The sequence below is a fragment of the Vicinamibacterales bacterium genome (genome assembly GCA_036504215.1).
GTDB lineage: Bacteria > Acidobacteriota > Vicinamibacteria > Vicinamibacterales > Fen-181 > FEN-299.
The window spans coordinates 49,428-71,385 of sequence record DASXVO010000016.1 but is presented as its reverse complement, the minus strand read 5'-3'; the positions used below and the strand labels follow the sequence as shown (position 1 = coordinate 71,385).

The 21,958-nt window shown below is 65.9% G+C and carries 15 protein-coding genes; 7 read left to right on the top strand and 8 right to left on the bottom strand.

Going from position 1 to position 21,958, the window contains the following annotated elements:
- Positions 1-36: 36 nt before the first annotated feature.
- Both VGK32_02960 and VGK32_02955 read right to left on the bottom strand, forming a co-directional pair.
- Entirely contained in the window at positions 37-2,226 is a 2,190-nt protein-coding gene (locus tag VGK32_02960; protein HEY3380698.1) for a DPP IV N-terminal domain-containing protein, read from the bottom strand.
- Positions 2,223-2,492 (bottom strand): hypothetical protein, encoded by a 270-nt coding sequence (locus VGK32_02955; GenBank protein HEY3380697.1) that lies wholly within the window; start codon positions 2,490-2,492, stop codon positions 2,223-2,225. Before VGK32_02955 ends, VGK32_02960 begins: the two co-directional genes overlap by 4 nt.
- 189 nt (positions 2,493-2,681) lie before the next feature.
- On the opposite strand from VGK32_02955, the gene VGK32_02950 reads away from it, so the two are divergent.
- From VGK32_02950 to uxaC, 4 genes are all read left to right on the top strand, one after another.
- The gene (locus VGK32_02950) at positions 2,682-3,377 is read left to right on the top strand and encodes a FadR/GntR family transcriptional regulator (GenBank protein ID HEY3380696.1); all 696 of its coding nucleotides are present in this window, start codon (positions 2,682-2,684) and stop codon (positions 3,375-3,377) included.
- Between the two features lie 19 nt (positions 3,378-3,396).
- Positions 3,397-4,758, top strand: coding sequence for an MFS transporter (locus VGK32_02945; protein ID HEY3380695.1), 1,362 nt, complete (start codon positions 3,397-3,399; stop codon positions 4,756-4,758).
- A gap of 4 nt (positions 4,759-4,762) precedes the next feature.
- Positions 4,763-5,764, top strand: a complete 1,002-nt coding sequence (locus VGK32_02940; GenBank protein HEY3380694.1) for a sugar phosphate isomerase/epimerase family protein — start codon at positions 4,763-4,765, stop codon at positions 5,762-5,764.
- A gap of 151 nt (positions 5,765-5,915) precedes the next feature.
- Positions 5,916-7,346, top strand: coding sequence for a glucuronate isomerase (gene uxaC / locus VGK32_02935; protein HEY3380693.1), 1,431 nt, complete (start codon positions 5,916-5,918; stop codon positions 7,344-7,346).
- A gap of 19 nt (positions 7,347-7,365) precedes the next feature.
- Here the strand turns inward: uxaC and VGK32_02930 are convergent, their stop codons facing one another.
- The 6 genes from VGK32_02930 to VGK32_02905 all read right to left on the bottom strand — a co-directional run bounded on the left by VGK32_02930 (position 7,366) and on the right by VGK32_02905 (position 18,093).
- Positions 7,366-8,682, bottom strand: a complete 1,317-nt coding sequence (locus VGK32_02930) for a Gfo/Idh/MocA family oxidoreductase (protein HEY3380692.1) — start codon at positions 8,680-8,682, stop codon at positions 7,366-7,368.
- 134 nt (positions 8,683-8,816) lie between these two features.
- Positions 8,817-12,158: a TonB-dependent receptor gene (locus VGK32_02925; GenBank protein HEY3380691.1), complete on the bottom strand. Its 3,342-nt coding sequence runs from the start codon at positions 12,156-12,158 to the stop codon at positions 8,817-8,819.
- 251 nt (positions 12,159-12,409) lie between these two features.
- Complete coding sequence (locus VGK32_02920; GenBank protein ID HEY3380690.1) at positions 12,410-13,474, bottom strand: hypothetical protein; 1,065 nt, start codon at positions 13,472-13,474, stop codon at positions 12,410-12,412.
- Positions 13,458-14,348 carry a UTP--glucose-1-phosphate uridylyltransferase gene (locus VGK32_02915; GenBank protein HEY3380689.1) on the bottom strand — a complete coding sequence of 297 codons (891 nt, stop codon included), beginning with the start codon at positions 14,346-14,348 and terminating at the stop codon, positions 13,458-13,460. The genes VGK32_02920 and VGK32_02915 overlap by 17 nt, the downstream gene beginning before the upstream one ends.
- A 36-nt stretch (positions 14,349-14,384) precedes the next feature.
- Positions 14,385-15,566 carry an alginate lyase family protein gene (locus VGK32_02910; protein HEY3380688.1) on the bottom strand — a complete coding sequence of 394 codons (1,182 nt, stop codon included), beginning with the start codon at positions 15,564-15,566 and terminating at the stop codon, positions 14,385-14,387.
- 13 nt (positions 15,567-15,579) lie between these two features.
- A complete protein-coding gene (locus tag VGK32_02905; GenBank protein ID HEY3380687.1) occupies positions 15,580-18,093 on the bottom strand; it encodes a glycoside hydrolase family 2 TIM barrel-domain containing protein in 2,514 nt (837 codons plus the stop codon).
- 326 nt (positions 18,094-18,419) lie between these two features.
- Between VGK32_02905 and VGK32_02900 the strand changes: the two genes are divergently transcribed.
- Genes VGK32_02900 through gndA form a run of 3 tightly spaced genes read left to right on the top strand, consistent with a single transcriptional unit; the run spans position 18,420 to position 21,935 of the window.
- The gene (locus VGK32_02900) at positions 18,420-19,256 is read left to right on the top strand and encodes an SDR family oxidoreductase (protein ID HEY3380686.1); all 837 of its coding nucleotides are present in this window, start codon (positions 18,420-18,422) and stop codon (positions 19,254-19,256) included.
- Positions 19,253-20,542: a lactate racemase domain-containing protein gene (locus VGK32_02895; GenBank protein HEY3380685.1), complete on the top strand. Its 1,290-nt coding sequence runs from the start codon at positions 19,253-19,255 to the stop codon at positions 20,540-20,542. The genes VGK32_02900 and VGK32_02895 overlap by 4 nt, the downstream gene beginning before the upstream one ends.
- The gene (gene gndA / locus VGK32_02890; protein ID HEY3380684.1) at positions 20,532-21,935 is read left to right on the top strand and encodes an NADP-dependent phosphogluconate dehydrogenase; all 1,404 of its coding nucleotides are present in this window, start codon (positions 20,532-20,534) and stop codon (positions 21,933-21,935) included. The genes VGK32_02895 and gndA overlap by 11 nt, the downstream gene beginning before the upstream one ends.
- Positions 21,936-21,958: the final 23 nt, after the last annotated feature.

Sequence of the window (21,958 nt, the reverse complement as noted above, 5' to 3'; positions counted from 1 at the left end):
TGTTCGATCCTGCTGCTTGACGGCCTCGATCCCGACTCACCGCTCGCCGGCGGCTGGCGGCTTGTTGATGACGAGGTTCTCGATGAAGAACTCCATCATCCGGTCGGTGCGCACGCCGGAGTGGCCGGCATCGGGCCCGACCTGCACCTCGAAGCTCTTGTTGGCCTTCTGGAGCGCCGCGATCAGCTGCATGGAATTGGTCGGATGGACATTGTTGTCCGCGGTGCCGTAGTAGATCAGGAGGCGGCCATTCAGCGTGTCCGCGTACGTCATCGCGCTCCCGGCCTCGTAGCCCGCCTTGTTCTCTTCCGGAATCCACATGAACCGTTCGGTATAGATCGTATCGTAGTGGTACCACGCGGTCGGCGGCGACGACGCCGACGCCACGCGGAACACCTCCGGATGCCGCAGGACGCACATCAAGGAGGAGTACCCGCCATACGACGTCCCGTACATGCCGACGCGATCCTTGTCGAAATAGGGCCGGCTCCAGAGCGCCTTCACGCCCTCGGCCATGTCGTCCATCTCGACCTGTCCGAGCTTCAGGTAGACCGTGTCGAGCTGGCGTTTTCCCATGCCGGGCGCCGATCGAGAGTCGAGGTTCAGGATGAGAAACCCGTATTCTGCCGACAAGTTCGGTGCGACGAACGTCTCGCGCGCCGTGCTGCCGGACGAACCTGGCCCGCCGTACACCGAGACGAGGGCGGGGTACTTCTTCGTCGGGTCGAAGTTCGACGGAAAGCTGATGAGGCCGCGCAAAACGGTCTTGCCGTCCGCCGCCTTGAACGTGAACATCTCGGCCTTCCTCAGCCCGAGTTCGGTCAGCTTCGTGACGTCGCTCGCCGCCAGTTCGGCGACGGCCTTGCCGGTCATGTCCATCAGCCGGGTCGTGGGCGGCACGTCGTGGGTCTGCGCGATGTCGATGAAGTACCTTCCGTCGGGAGACAGGCTGCACGCTGGCGCGCCCGGGACGGCGCGCGCGCGACCGCCTGATCTCGGCAGACAACTGCCGATCGCGTGATTGAACGCGGGGTCGGTCAGCCGCACATCGCCCTTGCCATCGAGTCCAACACGGTGCAATTGCACTTTCAAGTAGTTGTCGCCGTCTCGCGCCGTGTAGAACATCAGCTTCGCGTCCTCATCGATTCTGATGATGGCGTCGTTCTCGCAGGTGCTGCTCGTCGTGAGCGGGACCAGCAGCTTGCCGGTGATGTCGTACAGGTAGAAGTTCTTCCAGCCGTTCCGCTCGGATCCCCAGACGAACCGCCTGCCGTCCTTGAGAAACAGCATCGTCGGGCTGTTCTCGATCCAGCTTGTCGGCCATTCCTCGTGGATGACGGTTCGGCAGGTGCCCGTGGTCGGGTTCGCCGCGATCACTTCGAGAGTGTTCTGGCGCCGGTTGGTGCGGTTGAAGAGCAGTTCGGTCCCATCCGGCGACCAGGCGACGTTGTAGACGTAGTGCCCGACCACGTTGTTGTCGAACGGCCTGCCGTCGCGCACGTCCACGCGGACGGACTTCTTCGACGCGACGTCGTAGACGAACAGCTCGACGATCGGATTCGGCTGACCCGCCTTCGGATAGGCCTCCACATCGTCGCGGCTGTAGAGTTTCGTCTGGTCCGTCTGGAGGTGGTAGTCGGGTACTTGCTTCTCGTCGAAACGGTAGTAGGCCACCTTCGTGCTGTCCGGCGACCACCACATCGCCGTCGTCTGCCGCAGTTCCTCACCGTACACCCAACTGGCAGTGCCGTATTTGATGCGGTCCCGCTCGCTGCCGTCGGTTGTGATCCTGGCGTCGTTGCCGCCAGCGGCATCGCTCAGCCACAGGTTGCGATCGCGGTAGAAGGCCTTGAGTTTCCCGTTTGGAGAGGGTGAGGAGGCCACCTGCCGGCCGCGTTCCGGCCCGGACGGCCGTCCGCGTCCGCCACCTTCCTCCGGCGTCGGTTCTGGTCCGACCTCGGAGGTCTGCTTCCTGGCAAGATCGTACCGATAGATCTTGCCGTCCTTCGGATACTCGAGCGCGGCTCCACCGTCCTTCCAGGTCACCGTCACGGCCCCGGATTTGAAGGCTGACGGGATCTCCTTGCTCATCTTCTGGTATCGCTCGTAGCCCGGCATCGACTTCAGACGGTCCTGCGCCGACGCGGTGGCGCCGAGGAGGCCGACCGAGGCAATCACCACCACTGCAAGGCACATCGCCTGGGTCCTGTTCCGCTGCATCATCATCCGAATCTCCTTGGTCGGGGCACGAACGGCCGTCTGGCGGCCTGCGAGTCCGATTGCTTGTACTCGATCTGCGGGCGCGTGGCAATGGCGCGTGACAATGGCGCGTGACACGAACCGCCAGCCGCCACCATCGTCTCGGAGGCCTCGACGATGTTCTGCAACGCGCCGCGGCCCGTGCAGATGATTTGCGCCAGGCGATGGGGCGGGTCGTGAAGGCGCGATGCCCGCCTCGTGCTCCCGGAGCCCTTCAGTGGTCTTACCATCATCTATTCCTGAGTAATCCAACGACAGACCGCGGCCGGCTTCGGCCGGCGCCCGCCGGCTGCTCGTCCCTCGCCGGGCAACTGGCTCGATAGGGGGGCAAAACGGCCGTGTTTCAAGTTGACAGCCGAGGCGATCTGGTGATATCTCTCTTTCTCCAATTGGCCGATCGTCGATTGATTGGTAATACCTGTATGACTGCGAGACCGACGAAAAAGGTGACCGCTGCGGAACTGGTCGTGGGTCGAGTGCGGGGGTCGATCGAGCAGGGAGAGCTCAAGGCCGGTGATCGGCTGCCGCCCGAGCGCGAGCTGGCTCAGCAGCTTGGTGTGAGCCGGCCCAGTGTTCGCTCCGGGCTCAAGAGTCTCGCCGCCATGGGAGTCGTGCAGATTCGGCAGGGCGCGGGCACGTTCATCACCGGCGGGCCGCCGGTGCTGGGTAGCGAGCCGCTCAGCTTTCTCGCCGCCCTCCATGGGTTCAGCCGGTCGCAGATGTTCGAGGCGCGTCTGGTGCTCGAGGTCGCGGTGGCCGGGCTCGCGGCCGAGCGCGCCGCGCCGGACAAGATGATTGCGATGAGCGACGAGACGACCGGGATGTTTGCGTCGATGGACGAACCGGAGACCTTCCTCGAACACGACATCCGTTTTCACCAGGCGGTGGCGGCGGCGTCCGACAACCCGATTCTCGCCTCCGTGGTCGAGATGATTGCGAAGATGTTCTACGAGCTTCGTCGTCAGACGATCGGCCGCGCCCAGGACAAGAAGATCGCCGCCGAGGAACACCGGGCGATCTACCAGGCAATCCGCGCGCGTGATCCCGAGCGGGCCCGCCGGGCGATGGAAGACCATCTGCGGCGCGCGGCGCGCACGCAGGCACTGGAAGAGACGTAACGCCAGAAAGGACGGGAACGTGGCCGGAAAACCGACGCGCGATGCCGGTGGTGGGGAGACTGCTGACCCGCGGACGTCCGACCTGACGACGGCGATGGGTTCGTATCGATGGGTCATTTGCGCCCTCATATTCCTGGCGACCACGGTCAACTACGTCGACCGGCAGATCCTCGCTCTGATCAAGGAGTTCCTGGACAAGGAGTTGGGCTGGAGCAACGAGCAGTTCGGCCTCGTCAACTCGGCGTTTCAGGGCGCGTACGCGGTCGGATTGTTCGTCTTCGGCTGGTTCATCGATCGCTACGGCACGAAGATCGGGTACACCGTGTCGATCACGCTCTGGAGTGTGGCGGCGATGAGCCACGCGCTCGTGGGCTCCGTGACGGGCTTCTTTGCGGCACGCATCTTCCTGGGCGCCAGCGAGGGCGGCAACTTCCCGGCCGCGATCAAGGCGATCGCATTGTGGTTTCCAAAGCGCGAACGTGCGTTTGCCACCGCCATCTTCAATTCCGGCACCAACGTCGGGGCCATCATCGCGCCGGCTCTCGTGCCGGCCATCGCCATCACGCTCGGCTGGCGCTGGGCGTTCATCTTCGCCGGCGCGGCGGGGTTCGCCTGGCTCCTCCTCTGGATACCCTTCTACGACGTGCCCGAACGTCAGACGCGCGTGACGCGGGAAGAACTCGCCTACATCAGCAGCGACCGTGACAGCGAGGAGGCGAACGCGAAACCGATCGGATGGCGGCGGGCCCTGGGCTGCCGCCAGGCGTGGGGGTTCATCATCGCGAAGTTCATGACGGACCCGGTGTGGTGGTTCTTCCTGATCTGGCTGCCCGCCTACTTCCTCCAGACCCGCGGCCTGGACATCAAGAAGAGCTGGCTCCACCTGGTGACGATCTACGTCATCGTCACCGTGCTGAGCATCGCTGGCGGGTGGCTCACCGGCTACTTTCAGACACGCGGGTGGAGCGTCACGCGTGCGCGGAAGACGGGGATGTTCCTCTTCGCGCTGTGCGTGCTTCCCATCCTGTTCGTGACCAGAGTGGGGGACTGGCCGGCCGTGTTGCTCATCGGTCTCGCCGGTGCGGCGCACCAAGCCTGGTCGGCGAATCTGTTCACGACGACGTCCGATGTCTTCGCCAAGAAGGACGTGGCGACGATCACAGGCCTCGGCGGCATGGCGGGGGCGATCGGCGGCGTGCTGTTCCCGTGGTTCTCGGGCCGGCTGATCGATCAGTTCAAGGCGGCCGGCAACGTGAGCGGCGGCTACGCAATTCTGTTCGCCATCTGTGCGTCGGCGTACCTCGTATCGTTCGTCATCCACCATCTCCTGGTCCCGAAGCTCGAGCCGCTGGCGATTGTGGAGCCGGCGGAGAAGGGGTAGCTCCATGGCATCCGATTACTCTCGGCGCGCGTTCCTGACGACGCTTGGCGCAGTGGCTGCGGCCTCGTCGGGGTCGCTCGCGGCGGGCCGCTCGGTGATCGCCGCCTCGATACGGTCGGCAGCCAACGCCACGCCTTCGGCGTTCAAGGTCTCCGTGCTGACCGACGAGATCAGCCAGGACCTCGGCCACGCGCTCGAGGTGGCGACGCAGGAGTTCGGCCTCGGGTGGGTGGAACTCCGCGAGTTGTGGAACAAGAACATCACCCGGCTCGACGACAAGGAGATTGCCGAGGCGAAGCGCCTGATCGAAGGCCGTCAACTGCGCGTGAGCGCGATCGCGTCGCCGGTCTTCAAGGTCGATTGGCCCGGTGCGCCGAGATCGCCCTTCGGGTCCAAGGACGACTCGTACAAGGCGGATTTCGTCTTCGCGCAACAGGACGAGGTGCTCGAACGATCGTTCGAGCTGGCCAGGAGACTCGGCACCGACCACATCCGGATCTTCGACTTCTGGCGCCTCGACGATCCCGCCCCGTACCGCGCGGCGATGGACGACAAGCTCCGACAGGCGGCGGACAAGGCGGCGAAGCTGGGCCTCGTGCTCGTCCTGGAGAACGAATACGCCTGCAACACCGCGACGTCGGCCGAGTCGATCCGTACGCTCGACGCCGTGCGGTCGCGCGCCTTCAAACTGAACTGGGATCCCGGCAACGCCGGCATGCGCGGTGATGCGGCCTTTCCCGACGGCTACGCGCGGCTGCCCAAGGACCGCATCGGTCATGTTCACTGCAAGAACGTTTCTCGCAAGGCCGGCGGCGGATTCGAGTGGTCCGAGATGGGGACGGGCCTGATCGACTGGACGGCGCAGTTCCGGGCCCTGCTGAAGGATGGTTACCACGGCCCGGTCACGCTCGAAACGCACTGGCGCGGCGCCGGCACTCCGGAGGCCTCGACGCGCGTCGCGTGGACGAGCATGAAGCGCCAGTTGCAGGAGGCCCGGGCGTTCTAGATCTGGCCCCTCCGTCGGTCCGGCCTTCCGCCGGGCTCGGGAGGGGCACCAGCCCGGATCTGGTCCTCGGCGTGGACAGTTCCGCTGCCGGCATTCGCGTCAAGGGCCGATTCGAGGTCGTCCGCTGAGACGGGCGTCCGACGGAGCGAGCATGCAACCGTTTCTGAACGAGGACTTCCTGCTCGAGAGCGACGTGGCAGTGGACCTGTTCCACCGCTTTGCCGAGGGCATGCCGATCATCGATTACCACTGCCACCTCTCGCCAGACCAGATGGCAGCGGACCATCGTTTCCGGTCGATCACCGAGATCTGGCTGGACGGCGATCACTACAAGTGGCGCGCGATGCGGTCCAACGGCGTGCCCGAGCGCTTCTGCACTGGCGACGCGTCGGACTGGGAGAAGTTCGAGGCATGGGCGCGGACCGTGCCCGATGCCGTGCGCAGCCCGCTCTATCACTGGGCACACATGGAACTGCGCCGGCCCTTCGGCGTCGGCGAGTTGCTGTCGCCGGCGACGGCGAAGGCGGTGTTCGATCGTTGCAACGAGCGATTGCTGGAGGATGGATTCACGGCCCTCGGCCTGCTGCGCGGCTTTCGCGTGGCGGTCGTCTGCACGACCGATGACCCGGTGGACGCGCTCGACGCGCACCGACGGTTGGCGGCCCGCCCGGATCCGGAGACCCGCGTCTACCCGACGTGGCGGCCCGACAAGGTCTTTGCCGTCGAGGATCCCCAGGCGCTCAACGCCTGGGTCGGCCACCTGGAGCAGGCGTCCGGCGTTGCGGTTGGCGGCCGCTTCGATTCCCTCCTCGAGGCACTGAAGGTGCGCCACGACTTCTTCCACGCGATGGGTTGTCGCGCGTCGGACCACGGCCTCGAGACGATGTTCGCCGAGGCCTGGACGCGCGAGGAGGTGGCTGCGGCGTTCGATCGGGTGCGCACCGGGCGGGTGCTCGAGCCCGCGGCCGCGCTGAGGCTGAAATCAGCCCTGGTGCACGAACTGGCGCTCCTCGACCACGCTCGGGGCTGGGTGCAGCAGTTCCATCTGGGCGCGCTGCGGAACAACAACACGAGGTTGCGCCGCCAGCTCGGGCCCGACACGGGCTTCGATTCGATCGGCGACTTCGAAGTAGCGCGCCCGTTGGCGCGCTTTCTCGACAGGCTGGACGAGACCAACCAGCTTGCCAAGACGATCCTGTACAACCTCAACCCGCGCGACAACGCTCTGGTCGCCACGATGGCCGGCAACTTCCAGGACGGCAGCGTGCCCGGCAAGATGCAGTACGGGGCGGCATGGTGGTTCCTCGATCAGCTCGACGGCATGACGCAGCAGATGAACGCGCTGTCGAACATGGGGCTGCTGGCGCGGTTTGTCGGGATGGTGACCGACTCCCGCAGCTTCCTGTCGTACTCGCGGCACGAGTACTTCCGGCGCCTGCTGTGCAACCTGATTGGAGAGGACGTCCGGCGGGGCCTGCTGCCGGACGATCGCGAGGCGCTCGGACGAGTGGTGCAGAAGATCTGCTTCTTCAACGCCCGCGACTACTTCGGATTCCCGCTCGGGCGCGCCGGGGCCGTGTAGGCGGCCCCGGCGCCTTCTTCTAGACCTTCGGCTCCCACCCCGTCTCGTACTCGCGTCCCCACAACTTCATGGCGTCCGGGTCGTTCTGGATCCGGCCGGTCGTCGCCTCGAGGTTCAGCACGCGGCCCGTCTTCCACGCGATGTTCGACAGCAGCAGCATCGTCACCCCGATCTGACCATCTCGCACCGGCGCGCGCAGCGGTGCGCCGGAGCGGATCCCGTCCACCAGGTTCTTGAAGTGCGCGGTCGTCATCGAGTCGATGCTGCGCAGGTCCTGCGTCTCACCGCCGCGCTCGGCCTTGACCTCGGTCAGGAGCTTGTCGTGAAGGTCGTAGACCTGGTATCCGCCGCGGTCGATGAGCACCGTGCCCTTGGTGCCGTGTATGGTCGCGCCGCGGCCGCGGCCATAGTACTGCTTGCCCTGGCAGCACATGCCTTCCCACGTGATCATCTGGTCGGCGTACTCGAAGCTGGTCACCAGAGTGTCGTAGAACTCCCAGTCGTCCTTGAAGTGGTAGCGGCCGCCGGCGGCCGAGACGCGGTTCGGGTAGTCCACGCCAAGCGCCCAGCGGCACAGGTCCACTTCGTGCGTGCCGTTGTTGAGCGTCTCGCCGGTCCCCCAGTGCCAGAGCCAATGCCAGTTGTAGGGATGGATGTTGTCCTTGTACGGCCGGCGCGGCGCCGGGCCCTGCCAGAGATCCCAGTCGAGTTCAGGCGGGACGGGCACCGGCTTGCCGACACCGATCGGCCCGCGTGTGTTGCTGTACCAGGCTTTGCCGAAGTACGGCCGGCCAATCAGCCCTTCCTTGATCTTCGCCATGATCTCGATCGTGTGGGCGGAGGAGCGCTGCTGGTTGCCGCACTGGACCAGCTTCCCGTATTTCTTCTGGGCCTCCAGCAGCAGTTCGCCCTCTCGCGGGTTGTGGCTGGACGGCTTCTCGACGTAGACGTGCTTGCCCGCCTGCAGTCCGAGGATGGCCATCGGGGCATGCCAGTGCTCGGGAGTCGCGACGGTGATGACGTCCACGTCCTTCGATTCGAGCGCCTTCCGGAAGTCCTGCACCTGGATCGGTGCCTGCTTGAAGGCCGCCTGGGCCGCGGCGGCGAACTTCGGGAACTCGCGGCGGTCCACGTCGCAGATATGCGTGACCATCGCGTTCGGAACGAGCTTCAGGCACTCCAGGTGGGCGAGGCCACGGCCGTGGAGCCCGGCGATGGCGAAGTTCACGCGATCGTTGGCGCCGAGGATGCGGGCGTAGCTCGAAGCGTTCATCCCGACCGCCCAGCCCGCCGTGCCGACGGCCGCTGTCTTTAGGAACTCGCGTCGCGATTTCATGAGCCTCCTCCAGGTATCCGCTGCGCTGAACCTGCGCGCGGTCACGGAAACTATAGACGAAGGGCCGGAGAATTCACGGGAACTCCCCGGCCCTTGGGCTCCGGCGGGCTCCGGTGCCCGCCGCCACTGTCGGACTAGAACATGAACCGGAAGCCGATCTGCACGTTGCGCATCGGCGCCGCCGACGTGATCGTTCCGAATCCGGCGTTGGTCACCGTCGTCGCCGGGTTGCGGAGGATCAGGTTGTTGAAGGTGTTGAAGAAGTCCGCCTGGAACTGCGCCTTCATGTTGCCCTTCAGCCGGAACTGCTTCCGAAGGGAGATGTCCCACTGCTGGAGGCTGGGCCCGTAGAACACGTTGCGGCCGCTGTTGCCCAGCCGGCTCTCCGGAGCCGAGCTGAACTTGGTGGGATCGAGCCAGGAAATGCTGTTGTCGGCGCGGAGCGTGCCGACGTCCGACGCCTGCTCGCTGCCGCCGCTGAAGTCGGCGCGCCGGCCGCCAATCGCGGTGTTGCCGGACACCGAGAACGGGGCGCCCGACTGCAGGCGCGTGATGCCCGAGATCTCCCATCCGCTGACCAGGCTGCCCAGGACGTCCTTCCGGTTCAACCAGAAGGGCAGGCGGTAGGTCCAGGTGCTGACAAAGACATGCCGGCGATCGTTATCGCTCGGCCCCCAGTTGTAGCTGAGGTCGCGCCAATCGGCGCCCGTGTCCAGGTTGTCCCCGTTGCCGCTGCCGTTGTCCCAGGAACGCGAATAGGTGTAGTTGACCGTGAAGTTGATGCTGCCGCGCCTGCGGCTGAGGAACAACTGCAACGCGTTGTACTTCGACTCGGCGTCCGACAGCCGGATGAGGATGTTCGAGTAGCCCTTGTACGGCCTGAGGTAGTTCGTGTTGGCCTTCGCGCCCACTGCGTTGGCCTGCAGATCCGCGAAGGTGGGCCGGTTGATGTCGGGCTGGCGAATCAGGTTCTGGCCCTTGTTTCCGACATACGTGACTTCAGCGAACAGGCCCCAGAACCCCAACTCGCGCTGCACGCCAAGGCTCCAGTTCCACACCCTCGGGATCTTGAGGTTCGGATCGAGCGCGTTCATGCTGGCCCAGGGCGCCAGCGCGGATGCCGTTCCGCCGCCGGGGTTCGCCAGGTTGCCATTCTCGTAGGAGGAACTCAGCGAGAACGGCGGGTTGTTGACCAATGCAAAATACAGGTTCCCTTCGGGCCGGTCGTAGAACAATCCCGCACCGCCGCGAATGGCCGTGGAGTCGTTCCCGAACGGCTTCCACGCGAAGCTGAAGCGCGGCGCCAACAGGTTCTGGCGCTGGTAGTAGCCGTCCGACGCCGCGATCGGAATGCTCTGCACCGCCGGGTTGGTGGCGTTCGGGACGTTGGCGACCTGGCCGGACGGCACTTCGCCGGGGCGCGTCAGGCCGTTGTAACGGTTGCCCGTGCCGGGAACGATGGTGCCATTCGGGAGGATGGTCACGGCCTGCGCCGAATTGTACTTCGCCGGGTCGAAGCTGGTCGTATTGTTGCCCAGCGTGATCGTCGGCATCTGCCACGCGTAGCGCAGACCCACTTCCACGCTCAATCGATCGCTCACGCGCCACGCGTCGGACACGAACGCCTCGTACTGGTGGTACCGGAAATAGCCCATCGGGTCGAGCTGCGCTTCCTGGTAGGTCCGGTAGTAGCCGAGGAGCGCGTCGGCGAAGGCGTTGCCGGTCGAGTTCGTGTTGCCCGTGGTCGAGAAGCTCACGGTTCCGTCGTAGGCTGAGCGGCCGTTCTGGTCCTTCTGGTTGTAGACGTACAGCATCCCGGCCTTGAGCGTGTGATTTCCCTTCAGCCACGTCACGTTGTCCGAGAACGAGTAGTCCCACGTGGGCGAGATCAGCGACTGTGCCGCACCGTTGAAGCTCGCGTAGCTCTGAACGGTGACGTCCGGGATGCTGTCGGGATAGTTGCCGCCGCCGCTGTAGATCTGCGGGAACGCAAAGCCGTACGTGCCGCGCTTCCACCTGTCGCCGACCGGCGGGATGATCTGGCCGTTCCCCGAGTAGTTGAACTTCGCCTCGTTGATGAGGTTGTTCTTCAGCGTCCAGTAGTGGTTGATCTGAACGTTGCGACCAGGCCGCAGGCGGTTGGTCGGGACGGTCGGCATCTGCGAGTTGATGAAGGTGCCCCCGGGCTCGACGAGGTTGTAGTGGTCGAAGACGAGCCGTGTGGTCAACCGGTGCGAGCCGGTCGGCTGGTAGTCGACGCGGAACATCTCCTGTCGGAAATCGAACGGGTTGTCATCCTGGAAGACCGTGTTGTTGGTCAGGAGGTTGTCGTTGTACTGCGCCGCGACCTTCGACATCGCGTCGTACACGTTCGCGATGGCGCGACCGTCGGCCGTGATCCGGTTGGGGGGGATGACGTTGCCCGAAAACGCCTTGCCGGTCAGCGGATCCTTGATCGTCGCGGTCAACTGGCTGAAGTTGCCGCTGCGCATGAGGCTGGTGGGCAGCGTTCGAGTGGACGGGGACGTCAGACGCCGGATCCGCTTCCACTCCATACCGCCGAAGAAGAAGATCTTGTCCTTCGCGATCGGGCCGCCCAGGCTGAATCCCGGGTTGTCGTAGGTCAACTTCCCCTTGGCGATCCCCTTCAGGTTGTTGAAGTAGTCGTTCTGATCCCAGGCGTTACGCCGCATGTACTCGAACACGCTTCCCTTGAACATGTTGGAGCCGCTGCGCGTCACGACGTTGATGGCTGCCCCTGAATTGCGGCCGTACTCGGCGGAGAAGTTCGACGTCTTGACGCTCACCTGGTCGATGAAGTCGATGCCGACGTTGCTGATCTGGCTGTTGTTGCTGCCGCCATCCATGTTGAAGCCGCCGTCCACCGTCAGCAGGCTCGCATTGGTCCGGCTGCCGTTGACCGTCGTGTTGATGCCGAGGCCGGTCATGATGTCGAGCGGCGCGGTCGTGTCGACGAGCGGCGCGCCCGGGACGAGCGTCACCATCTGCATGTAGTTGCGGCCGTTCAACGCCAGGTCCTGCACCTGCGCGCGATCGACCGTGCGCGCCAGCTCGCCGGACACCGTATTCACGGTCTCGGCCTGCACCGTGACCTGCACGACCTCTGAGAACGCGCCGACTTCGAGGGCGAAGTCGGCGGACAGCCGGCCGTCGGCCACGAGCACATAGCCGCTCTTCAGGGCTTTCTTGAACCCCTGGAGGTCGGCGCCCACCGTGTAGTCACCGAGCGGCAGGTTCACGAAGACGTACCCACCCTGCGAGTCGGTGACATCGGTGCGGATGAATCCGGTGCGTGTCTCGGTCACGGTGACCGCCACGCCGGGAAGGACGCCTCCGGAGGCGTCCTTGACGATGCCCGAAATGCGGCCTGTTGTGGCCTGGGCACTGACGATGGGCACGGCGAGCAGCAGGATCGCTGCCACCATGAGTAGGAGCTTCCCGTGAGACCTGGCCATACGCGCGTCCTCCTCGGCTTCCACGTATCACGACTTGCAGGGCCGCCGGAAATTGCTTCGGATCCGGCGATGGACTTGTCCAGCTGCTTTCACCACGAGACTCTTGGGGGCTGAACGACCCTCTGATTAATGGACTGACCAATCTGGTGACGTATGGAGTATCACGAAGTCTCGGCGCCTGTCAACGGCATAGATGGTTTGGCGCGAACATTTAGCAATAGTCTCCAAAGCGCGTCCATTGGCGCTTCTGGTCATTCCGGTGAGTGGTCAGACGTGTGGCGACTTTCGGAGGCGAAAGGTGTCATCTCAGGCTCGACCTGCGGCTCGATGGTTCGCGACCCGGCGGCGGCCAGCGCCGCCTTCAGGTCGGCCAGCATCGCGGCGGTGCGACAGGTGCCGATGATGGCGCCTCCCGACCCCGCGAACTTGGCGCTCGCGCCGACCCGGCGGGCCGTTTCGACCATCTCAATCTGCCATGGCGGCAACTGGTAGATGCGGCGTCGGGTGTCGAAATTCTCGTCGATGAGGGTGGCCAGCCGATCGGCGTCGCCCGTGAGGAGCGCTGTCCGGCCGGCGCACGCCAGGGCCGCAAAATGGCGCATCGCCTGCACGACGCTCTCGTCGCCCCGGTTGAACCGGTCCCTGATGTTGTTGTGGAACACTTCGGTCGGTTCGCTGAGCGCGTCGTGGTAGGCCAGGTAGAGGGGCGGCAGCAGGCCGGGGTCGAGTTCCTCGTACGCATAGCAGGGGATGCCGTTCACCTCCTGCCGGCACGCGCGGTCGAAGTCCATGTAGACGACCCCTTCGTACACCTGGATCACGCGGTCCTGCAGTCCCGCGGAGATCCCCAGCTCTTCCTGTTCAACCTGGAGGACGAAGGTTGGCTGGGCAGCCTTCGGGATCTCGACCTGGTAGTACTCCATCAGCGTTCGCAGCGTGGCGACGATGATGGCGCTCGATCCGGCCAGGCCCACCTGCCGCGGAATGGTGGTCTGGTAGCGGACCGAGAAGTTCCGATCGTGCAGCGTCACGCCACGGGCCTGGCAGTATTCGACGAAGTGTTTGATCGTGGCCTTGATCAGGCGGATTCCTCCGTAGTAGCCGTGGAGCCGCACGTCTCGCGCGAGATCATAGACAGAGCTGAACCGGGCGCGGTCGTCCTCGGCCAGGACGATGTCCACCGAATCCCACTCGTACAAGACGACCTCGGCCCAGAAGTTGCGGACGATGACGGATATCGTCTTGCCGTGATAGCCGTCCGACGGGTTGCCGAGAAGCCCGGCGCGAGCAAAGGCGCGTTTACGTACGATCAGCATGGAGCAGGTCCTCGAGATAGCGGCGGAGCGGCGCGCCAAACCGGGGGTCGGCCAGCGCGAACTCGACGAACGCGCGGAAGTACGCCTGGAAGTTGCCGATGTCGTAGCGGCGTTCATGGGCGTGGAGGCGCACGCCATACGCCCGCCCTCCGGAGCGAACGACCGAGCGGATCGCGTCGGTCAGCTGGATCTCCCCGCCCTTGCCCGGTGGCGTGTGGTCGAGCGCGTCGAAGATCGACGGCGACAACACGTAGCGCGCGGCGATGGCCAACGTGCTCGGTGCCTCGTGGATCGAGGGCTTCTCGATCAGATCGTCGATCTCGAAGATGTCGCCCGACGTGCGCGGTTTGGCGATGCCGTATCGATGGACGTCGGCCCGCGGGACCTCCTCGAATGCGATGACCGCGTCGGCCTGCCGCTCGGCGAAGCACTGCGTCATCCGGCCAACCACATCGCTCTCGGCGTGCAAGCCGATGATCGAGTCGCCGAGCGCGACAACGAAAGGCTGGTGGCCGACGAACGACCGCGCGCAGAGCACCGCGTGGCCGAGCCCGAGGAGCTGCCGCTGCCGCGTGTAGAAATACTGGAGCGCGGCACGCTCGAACTCCAGTTCGGCGAGCAACTCCTCCTTGCCCGTCTCACGGAGCGTCTGGATCAGCTCGCCGTTCAGATCGAAATGGTTCTCGATGGATGCTTTTCCCGGGCCCGTGATGAACAGCACGCGCTGCATCCCGACGCGGGCCAACTCCTCGACCACGTACTGCACGACCGGTTTGCGTCCGACCGGCAGCATCTCCTTCGGTTGCGATTTGGTGGCGGGCAGCAGTCGTGTGCCGAGACCGGCTACCGGCACGACAGCACTGTCGATGTTCACATGACCTCCCAAGAATCGGGGCTGGGGCAACTCCATCTATTGCTCGAACCAGACGAGTGGGTGGCGCACCGGCAGATTGCGGATCACTTCCCCGGCCGTCGGGGTTCCGTTCAAACGCCTCCACAGGTCGAGGTACGCCGGCTCGTGCAGGGCGCGGCCCGCAAACAGCAGGCTCGGCTGGCGGACCGGCCACTCGTCGAAGTACATGACATCTTTCGGGTGGCTCCAGGTGGCCTTGTCCTCCATGAACGGAAACAGGAAGGCCATCGCCTTTCGAATGCCGCGCCCGTCGGGCAGCGACCACGTCCAGAGATTGTCGTCCGGCGTCGAGAGCAGCTGACAGATCGTCGCGAGCGCATCGAGGTTGAACAGCGAGTAGCCGTACGGCTTCGTTCGCCGCAGCTCGAGCGGGAAACTCCCGTCGGCGGCCATCTGCCCTGGCACGATCACCTCCTTGTAGCGACGTCGGCAGGCGCCGAGCAGCGCCTCATCGCCGGTCAGTTGCGCGAAGGCGGCCACCTGCATGACCCAGCACGTGCCGTGGTTGTTCCTGGCGTCCCGTTCCTGCAGCCCGTACTCGTGGGTGGTGAGCCACGTCAGGTACTCGCCAAACCACTGCCGGACGGCGCGCATCTCATCCGGCCGTGCGGAATGAGCGGACGCGAGGATCCCTGCCGCCCTGGCGACCTCCACGAGATGAATGGTGTCGATGATCCCCGTGCCGCGTCCGGTCGCCCGTCCTTTGATTGCCTGCGCGAACTGGAGATTCGGGTTCATGCGGGTGGCGGAATCCACGAACCAGGCACGCAGGTGCGCCAGCGCATGCGCCGCATACCGTTCGTCGCGCGTGAGGACGTACGCCGAGGTCAGCGCGGCCACATGAGTGCTGAACCGGATCATGGCCAGGCGATGGCCGACGAAGTTCGCGGGATTCGACATCCCGTCGCGCTGGATGTACGGACCGTCGGGGTCCTTCGGGTCCGGCCACCAGTAGTCGGCCTCGGAGAAGAAGTCGTGCGTGCCGCCCGCGCTGCGCGGTGAGTGGCTCGCGGTCACCGTCTCGGGAGCTTCCTTCAGGAACGCGTCAGCGAGCGGGATGACGCGGAGGCGTTCGGCCGCGCGAATGTCGAGGGGCGGGGCCGACTGGGCACGCCCCGGGACGGCGAACACGAGCGCGGCCACGCAGGCGAACCCCAGGCGCGTCTTCAACGGTCTCATCGTGTGCGGCTCCTCATGGCACGAGCAGGAACGTCGTCGGCACACCCTTCGCCGACACGCTGATGGTGGACGGTCCGCCCGCGCGCACGAGCGAGATGCGGCCGCGGCCGTTCGTCAACTCGACCACCCGCGACCCGCCCACGGTACCGAGGTTGTCGAGCAGGCGCCCGCTGCCGGCGAGACCGAACCGCACGACGGCACGGCTGTCGAGGCAGACCACGCCGTGGGCGTCCTGCAGAGAGGTCTCGACGCGCACCGTCTCGCCGTCACGCGCGCCCTCGGCGAGCGTGAGGCGCGCCGGGGCGCCCCACCGCGCGGTCTGGTACGTCGTACGGATCTCGTCGCTGACGGGTGGAGCGCCGCGACCGGCCGCGACGGCCCGAAGCACGTTGTCGCCTTCACGCAGCCGCACGAGCCACCGCAAGCCGGCAGCGGGGAAGTCCTGGCTGTTGCGCGTCCGGATGCCGGCCGACACGCCGTTGACGAACAGCTCCACCTGTTCGCAGTTCGAATAGACCTTGACGAACTTCTGCTCGTCGGGCTCGCCCCATCGCACGGGCCACGAATGCCCGTAGATGTGGACCATCGGCGCGGCCGCCCAGTAGGACTGGAAGACGTAGTAGCCCTCCTTGGGCGTCAGGTCGCGCTCGACGAGTCCCTTCTGGTTCATGCGTGGAACCGGGTTCTCGCCCCGCAGCGGCGTGGAGAAGTCCTTGAAGATCCACTGCGCCGCGCCCGTCAGCCACGGCATCGTCTCCTGTTCCTTGAGGTGCCAGTCGAAGAGATTGCAGATGTAGGTCTCGGACCAGTCGCCATCGCGTGAGGCGCGCGTCTGGCCGCCGGTGAGGAGATAGTCGAGGCCGCGTTCGTCGGTGCCCAGGCCCGTGCCGATGCGCGCCAGCACGCGGTCCGGATCCTCCGAGTGCCGGCCGGCGTGGCTGTCGCCGCCCCATTCGGCGTGGAAGAAGTGCCTGACCCGCTTCATCTCCTCTTCGCTCGACGGTTTGTATTCCGTGTAGCGGCCGCGATACCAGCCGGCCCAGATCGACGGCGAGTAGACGTCGGGAATGTCCTTGCAGAAGTCGCAGCGACGAATGGCGGTCTTGCGCGACGGGTCGAGCTGGTGCGCCAGGTCGTTCAGCTCGCGCATGAAAGACTGAATGGCGGCCTGATCGAACGTCTCGAAGTCGCCGGGCCAGTCGTTCTCGTTGCCGAGCCCCCACAAGATGACCGACGGATGGTTGAAGTGCAGATCGATCATCGCGCGGAGCATGTCACGGGCCTGCGTCCGATATCGCTCGCCGCCGACGCCGCCCCGGCACCACGGTACCTCCTCCCAGACGAGCAAGCCCAGTTCGTCGCAGAGCTGCAGCGCGAGCCGCGACTGCTGGTAGTGGCCGAGCCGGATGAAGTTGGCGCCCATGTGCTTGATCATCCGGAGCTCGCGGCGGACGAGATCGTCGGTGAGCGCGGCGCCAAGGCCTGCGTGGTCCTCGTGACGCTGTGTACCGCGCAGCAGCAGGCGCTCGCCATTCAGGCGGAACGGGCCGCGCTCGACCCAGTCGGCGAATCGCAGGCCGAACGCTTCCTGTGCGGTCGTCGTGCCGTGCTCGCTCTCGATGGTGACGTCGCAGCGGTAGAGCGCCGGCCTTTCCGGTGACCAGAGGGCGGGCGAGGCCAGCGTTGCCTTCACGACCGTCTGCTCGCCGGACCAGGCCGTCATCGCGCGGGTCGTCGTCGAGACCGGCCGGCCGCCCGGGTCGGTGAGGCGCACCGTCACCCGCAGGTCGCTCTGTGTCGCCGTCGGATTGTAGAGGCGCGCCCGCACTTCCACCCGTGCCGGCTGACCGGGCGTGACCTCGGTGGCCACGTGAATGCGTTCGATCGAGATCGCCGGCACCTGGACGAGGCGCACGTGCCGGTACAACCCCCCGTACAGGTTGAAGTCCGAGAGGGCGGACGGGATGCGCTCGAGGTCGCGGGAGTTGTCGCAGCACACGGCCACCGGTACCGCGCCCTTGTAGTCGGCGGGGATCCGTGCGAGCCAGTCAGTCAGGTCCACGCGCCACTCGTCGTAGCCGCCGACATGACTGCCGACCTTCTGCGTGTGGACCCACACCGTGGTCGTCTGGCCCGCCCCTTCGAAGACGAGCAGCGTTCGACCGCCGGGTGCCGCCGCGGTATCGAGCGGGATGGTGGTTCGATACCAACCGGGACCCTGATAGTAGATAGTGTCAGGATCCACCGCGTCGCGCGCGTTGAAGCAGTGCGGCAGATCCACGGTCCGCCACGGCACGTTGTCGCTGGCCTTGTCGCCGCGCCAGATTTCCCACGAGCCGCCGAGGGTCCCGCGGTAGTGCTCCCAGCCCGCGAGGATCCGCCCGCCGGCAAGGTCGATCGCCGTCACGCCGGCCGGAGCGGTCTGCACGGCTCCGAGGCCTGCCGGAGGGCAGCCGAGCGCGGCTGCAGTCGCCACGGCAGCGGACTTGAGCAGGTCCCGGCGGGTCAGACCGGCTGGATTGGGCATCGGAAGTCTCCGCGGCGAGGGCGACGGAAATCATACCCGGAGTTGAGGCAGCGTGCGCGGCACTTGTCTGGGCGGTCGACGGAGCGTTCTCCAATGGTCCGTCCATTTGCCTACATTTCTGCGTACAGCCTACACCAATTGGTCAGCTTTCGCGCTCGAGCCAGACGACGGCCATCCGTGCCAACTGTTGAAATGTAACGCGTAAGAGACCCGTTGACAGGCGTTGCCACGACAGCTAGACTCTCAGTCGGCGCGTTGCATGTCCGGTTGTCGTCGCCGATCTGGTATTACCAGAGTGTCGGCCTTGATGTGGATGGTCCGCTGCTATGAACTTGGCTGAGTTGACTCGCCAGTACGACTTCACGGGACGCACCGTCATCGTCACCGGGGCGATGGGCGTCATCGGTGGTGAGCTTGCGTGTGCGCTCGTCGGGTGCGGCGCCAACGTCGTGATGCTCGACCGCAACCTCGATCCGGCAAAAGGGCTGCTGGATCTGATGGGGCCGGAGGCGGCGTGCCGCGCGGTCGCCGTCGGCGGCGATGTGCTCGATGTCGACAGCCTCCGCCGCGTCGCCGATATGGTCGCCGACCGCTTCGGGGCGCCCGATGCGCTCATCAACAACGCCGGCGGGAACAAGGCCGAGGCGACGACCGGTCCGCAGTTGTCGTTCTTCGACATTCCCCCCGACGCGCTGCGGTGGATCGTCGACTTGAACCTGCTCGGGACCGTGCTTCCGTCGCAGGTGTTCGGCCGGCAGATGGTCGAACGCGGTGAGGGGGTGATTCTCAACGTCTCGTCGATGAACGCCTTCCGCCCGCTCACACGCATCCCCGGATACTCGGCTGCGAAGGCCGCCGTCTCCAACTTCACGCAGTGGCTCGCCGTGCACATGGCGCAGGAGTACTCGCCGAAGATCCGCGTCAATGCCATCGCCCCGGGCTTCTTGAGGACCAGGCAGAACGAGTTCCTGCTGACCGACAGGGAGACGGGGAATCTGACCGCGCGCGGCCAGACGATCCTCGCTCACACGCCGATGAACCGATTCGGCAAGCCGGAGGACCTGTTGGGCGCCGTGCTCTGGCTGCTCTCGCCGGCTTCGTCGTTCGTCACCGGCATCGTGCTGCCGATCGACGGCGGCTTCTCCGCCTTCAGTGGCGTATGACTTCCGACTGCTTCGGGCTTGGGACGGCGGGCAGTCACCTGACCGATGTGGACGTGCACCGCGTCGTCCGCGAAGCCCTCGACTCGCTCCCGCTCGACGGACGCCGTCTGCTCGTTCTCGTGCCGGACGGGACCCGCACGATGCCGCTGCCGCTGATGACCGAGGCGATCGAGGCGGCGGCCGGGCTGCGCGTGTCTCGCCTCGACTATCTCGTCGCCCTCGGCACGCATCAGCCGATGAACGACGAACAGTTGACGCGGCTGTTCGGCCGGACTGTCACGGCTGGGGGCTTCGGGCGGAGCCGGGTCTTCAATCACCGGTGGGATGACCCGTTCACGTTTGCGACGCTCGGGACGATTCCTGCCGCGGAGATCGGTGAGTTGACCGAAGGCCGCCTCGCGCGGGACGTGGTCGTCTCGCTCAACAAGCTCATCTTCGACTACGACCAGGTCATCATCTGCGGACCGGTATTTCCTCATGAGGTCGTGGGCTTCTCGGGCGGCAACAAGTACCTGTTCCCAGGGATTGCCGGCCCGGAGATCATCAACTTCACGCACTGGCTCGGTGCGCTCATCAGCAGTTACCACGTCATCGGCGCCGGATATACGCCCGTGCGGGCCGTCATCGACCGGGCGGCCGAGCTCGTCGACCGTCCCGTGGCGTGCTTCGCGCTCGTGGTGACCCATGAGAGCCTGGTCGGGCTGTATTTCGGGACCGCTCCGGCGGCGTGGCGTGCGGCGGCCGCACTGTCGGCGCAAACGCACATCGTGCACGTCGACCGCCCGTACCGCCGGGTGTTGTCGGTGATGCCGGAGATGTACGAAGATCTGTGGACGGCGGCCAAGGGCATGTACAAGCTCGAGCCCGCGGTCGCCGACGGCGGGGAAGTCGTCATCTACGCGCCGCACATCACCGAGGTGAGCTACACGCACGGCCGGATCATCGACGAGATCGGGTATCACTGCCGTGACTACTTCCTTGGGCAGTGGAACCGGTTCTCCGGGTATCCTGGTGGCGTCCTCGCGCACTCGACGCACGTCAAGGGGTTGGGGCGCTACGATGTGGCGACGGGGATCGAGACGCCGCGCGTGCAGGTGACGCTCGCGACCGGGATTCCGGAGGAACGGTGCCGGCGGATCAACCTTGGCTATTGCGATCCGGCCGGGATCCGTCTGGAGGACTGGACGGGGCGCGAAGACGAAGGCGTGCTGGTGGTACCGCGTGCCGGGGAGATGTTGTACCGGGTGAAGCAGCCCGCTACCATGGAGCAGGTCCATGCAGTGTGATATCGGGGTGGTCGGACTCGGCGTGATGGGGAGCAACCTGGCGCTGAACATGGAGCGTCACGGGTTCCGCGTGGCAGGCTACGACCTCGACGCCGCGAAGGGGCAGGCGTTCGTGACCGGGCCGGCCGCGGGCAAGAACGTCGAGATCGCGGAGTCGCCGGATCGGCTGATGGCGATGCTGAACAAGCCGCGGCGCGTGCTGCTGATGGTGCCGGCTGGGGCGGCCGTGGACAGCGCGATCGCTCACCTCAAGGGCCACCTCGAGGCGGCGGACATCCTGATCGACGGCGGGAACTCCTTCTTCCTGGACACGGAGCGCCGGAACAAGGCCCTGGCGGCTGACGGCCTCAACTACGTGGGCACGGGCGTGTCTGGCGGCGAGCAGGGTGCGCTCTGGGGGCCGAGCATCATGCCAGGCGGGCAGCCCGAGGCCTGGGACGCGCTCGCGCCCATTCTCCGCGCCATCGCCGCGAAGGCCGATGACGGCGAGCCGTGCGTGGACTACATGGGCCCGGGCGGAGCCGGCCACTTCGTGAAGATGGTCCACAACGGGATCGAGTACGGCGACATGCAGTTGATAGCCGAGACCTACGACGTCCTGTCGCGTGGCCTCGGGCTGTCGGCGGCCGAACTGCACGACGTCTTCGCGGAGTGGAACCAGGGCGAGTTGAAGTCGTACCTGGTCGAGATCACGGCGGCCGTGCTCGCCAAGACCGACCCGGACACCGGCCGTCCGCTCGTCGAGGTGATCCTCGACGAGGCGCAGCAGAAGGGCACGGGGAAGTGGACGAGCCAGAATGCGCTCGACATCGGTGCCGCGATTCCGACGATCAACGCGGCGGTGGAGAGCCGGCTCATCTCGGCGCTCAAGCCGCAGCGTGTCGCCGCGAGCCGGGTGCTCCATGGACCGTCGCCCAAGTACACCGGGAACCGCCAGCAGTTGATCGATGCCGCGCGGGACGCGCTCTACGCGAGCAAGATCACCTCGTATGCGCAGGGCCTCGCGCTGCTGCGGATCGCGTCGGCCGAGTACAAGTACGACCTCAAGCCGGCGGACATCGCGAAGATCTGGCGCGCTGGCTGCATCATCCGCGCGAGTCTGCTGGGCGACATCATGGCGGCGTTCCGGCGCGATCCGACGCTGGTCAACCTGTTGATCGACCCCGCGTTCGCCGACGCCGTCATGCGACGGCAAGCCGCGTGGAGGCTCGTTGTCCAGACGGCCGTCGGCATGGGAATTCCGGTGCTCGCGACGAGTGCGTCGCTGGCGTACTTCGATGCGTACCGCAGCGAGCGCCTGCCGGCGAACCTGACGCAGGGGCAGCGGGACTATTTCGGTGCGCACACGTACCGCCGTGTCGACAAATCGGGGGTGTTCCACACGGAGTGGTGAGCGCCGGGTGAATGTGGCACGGG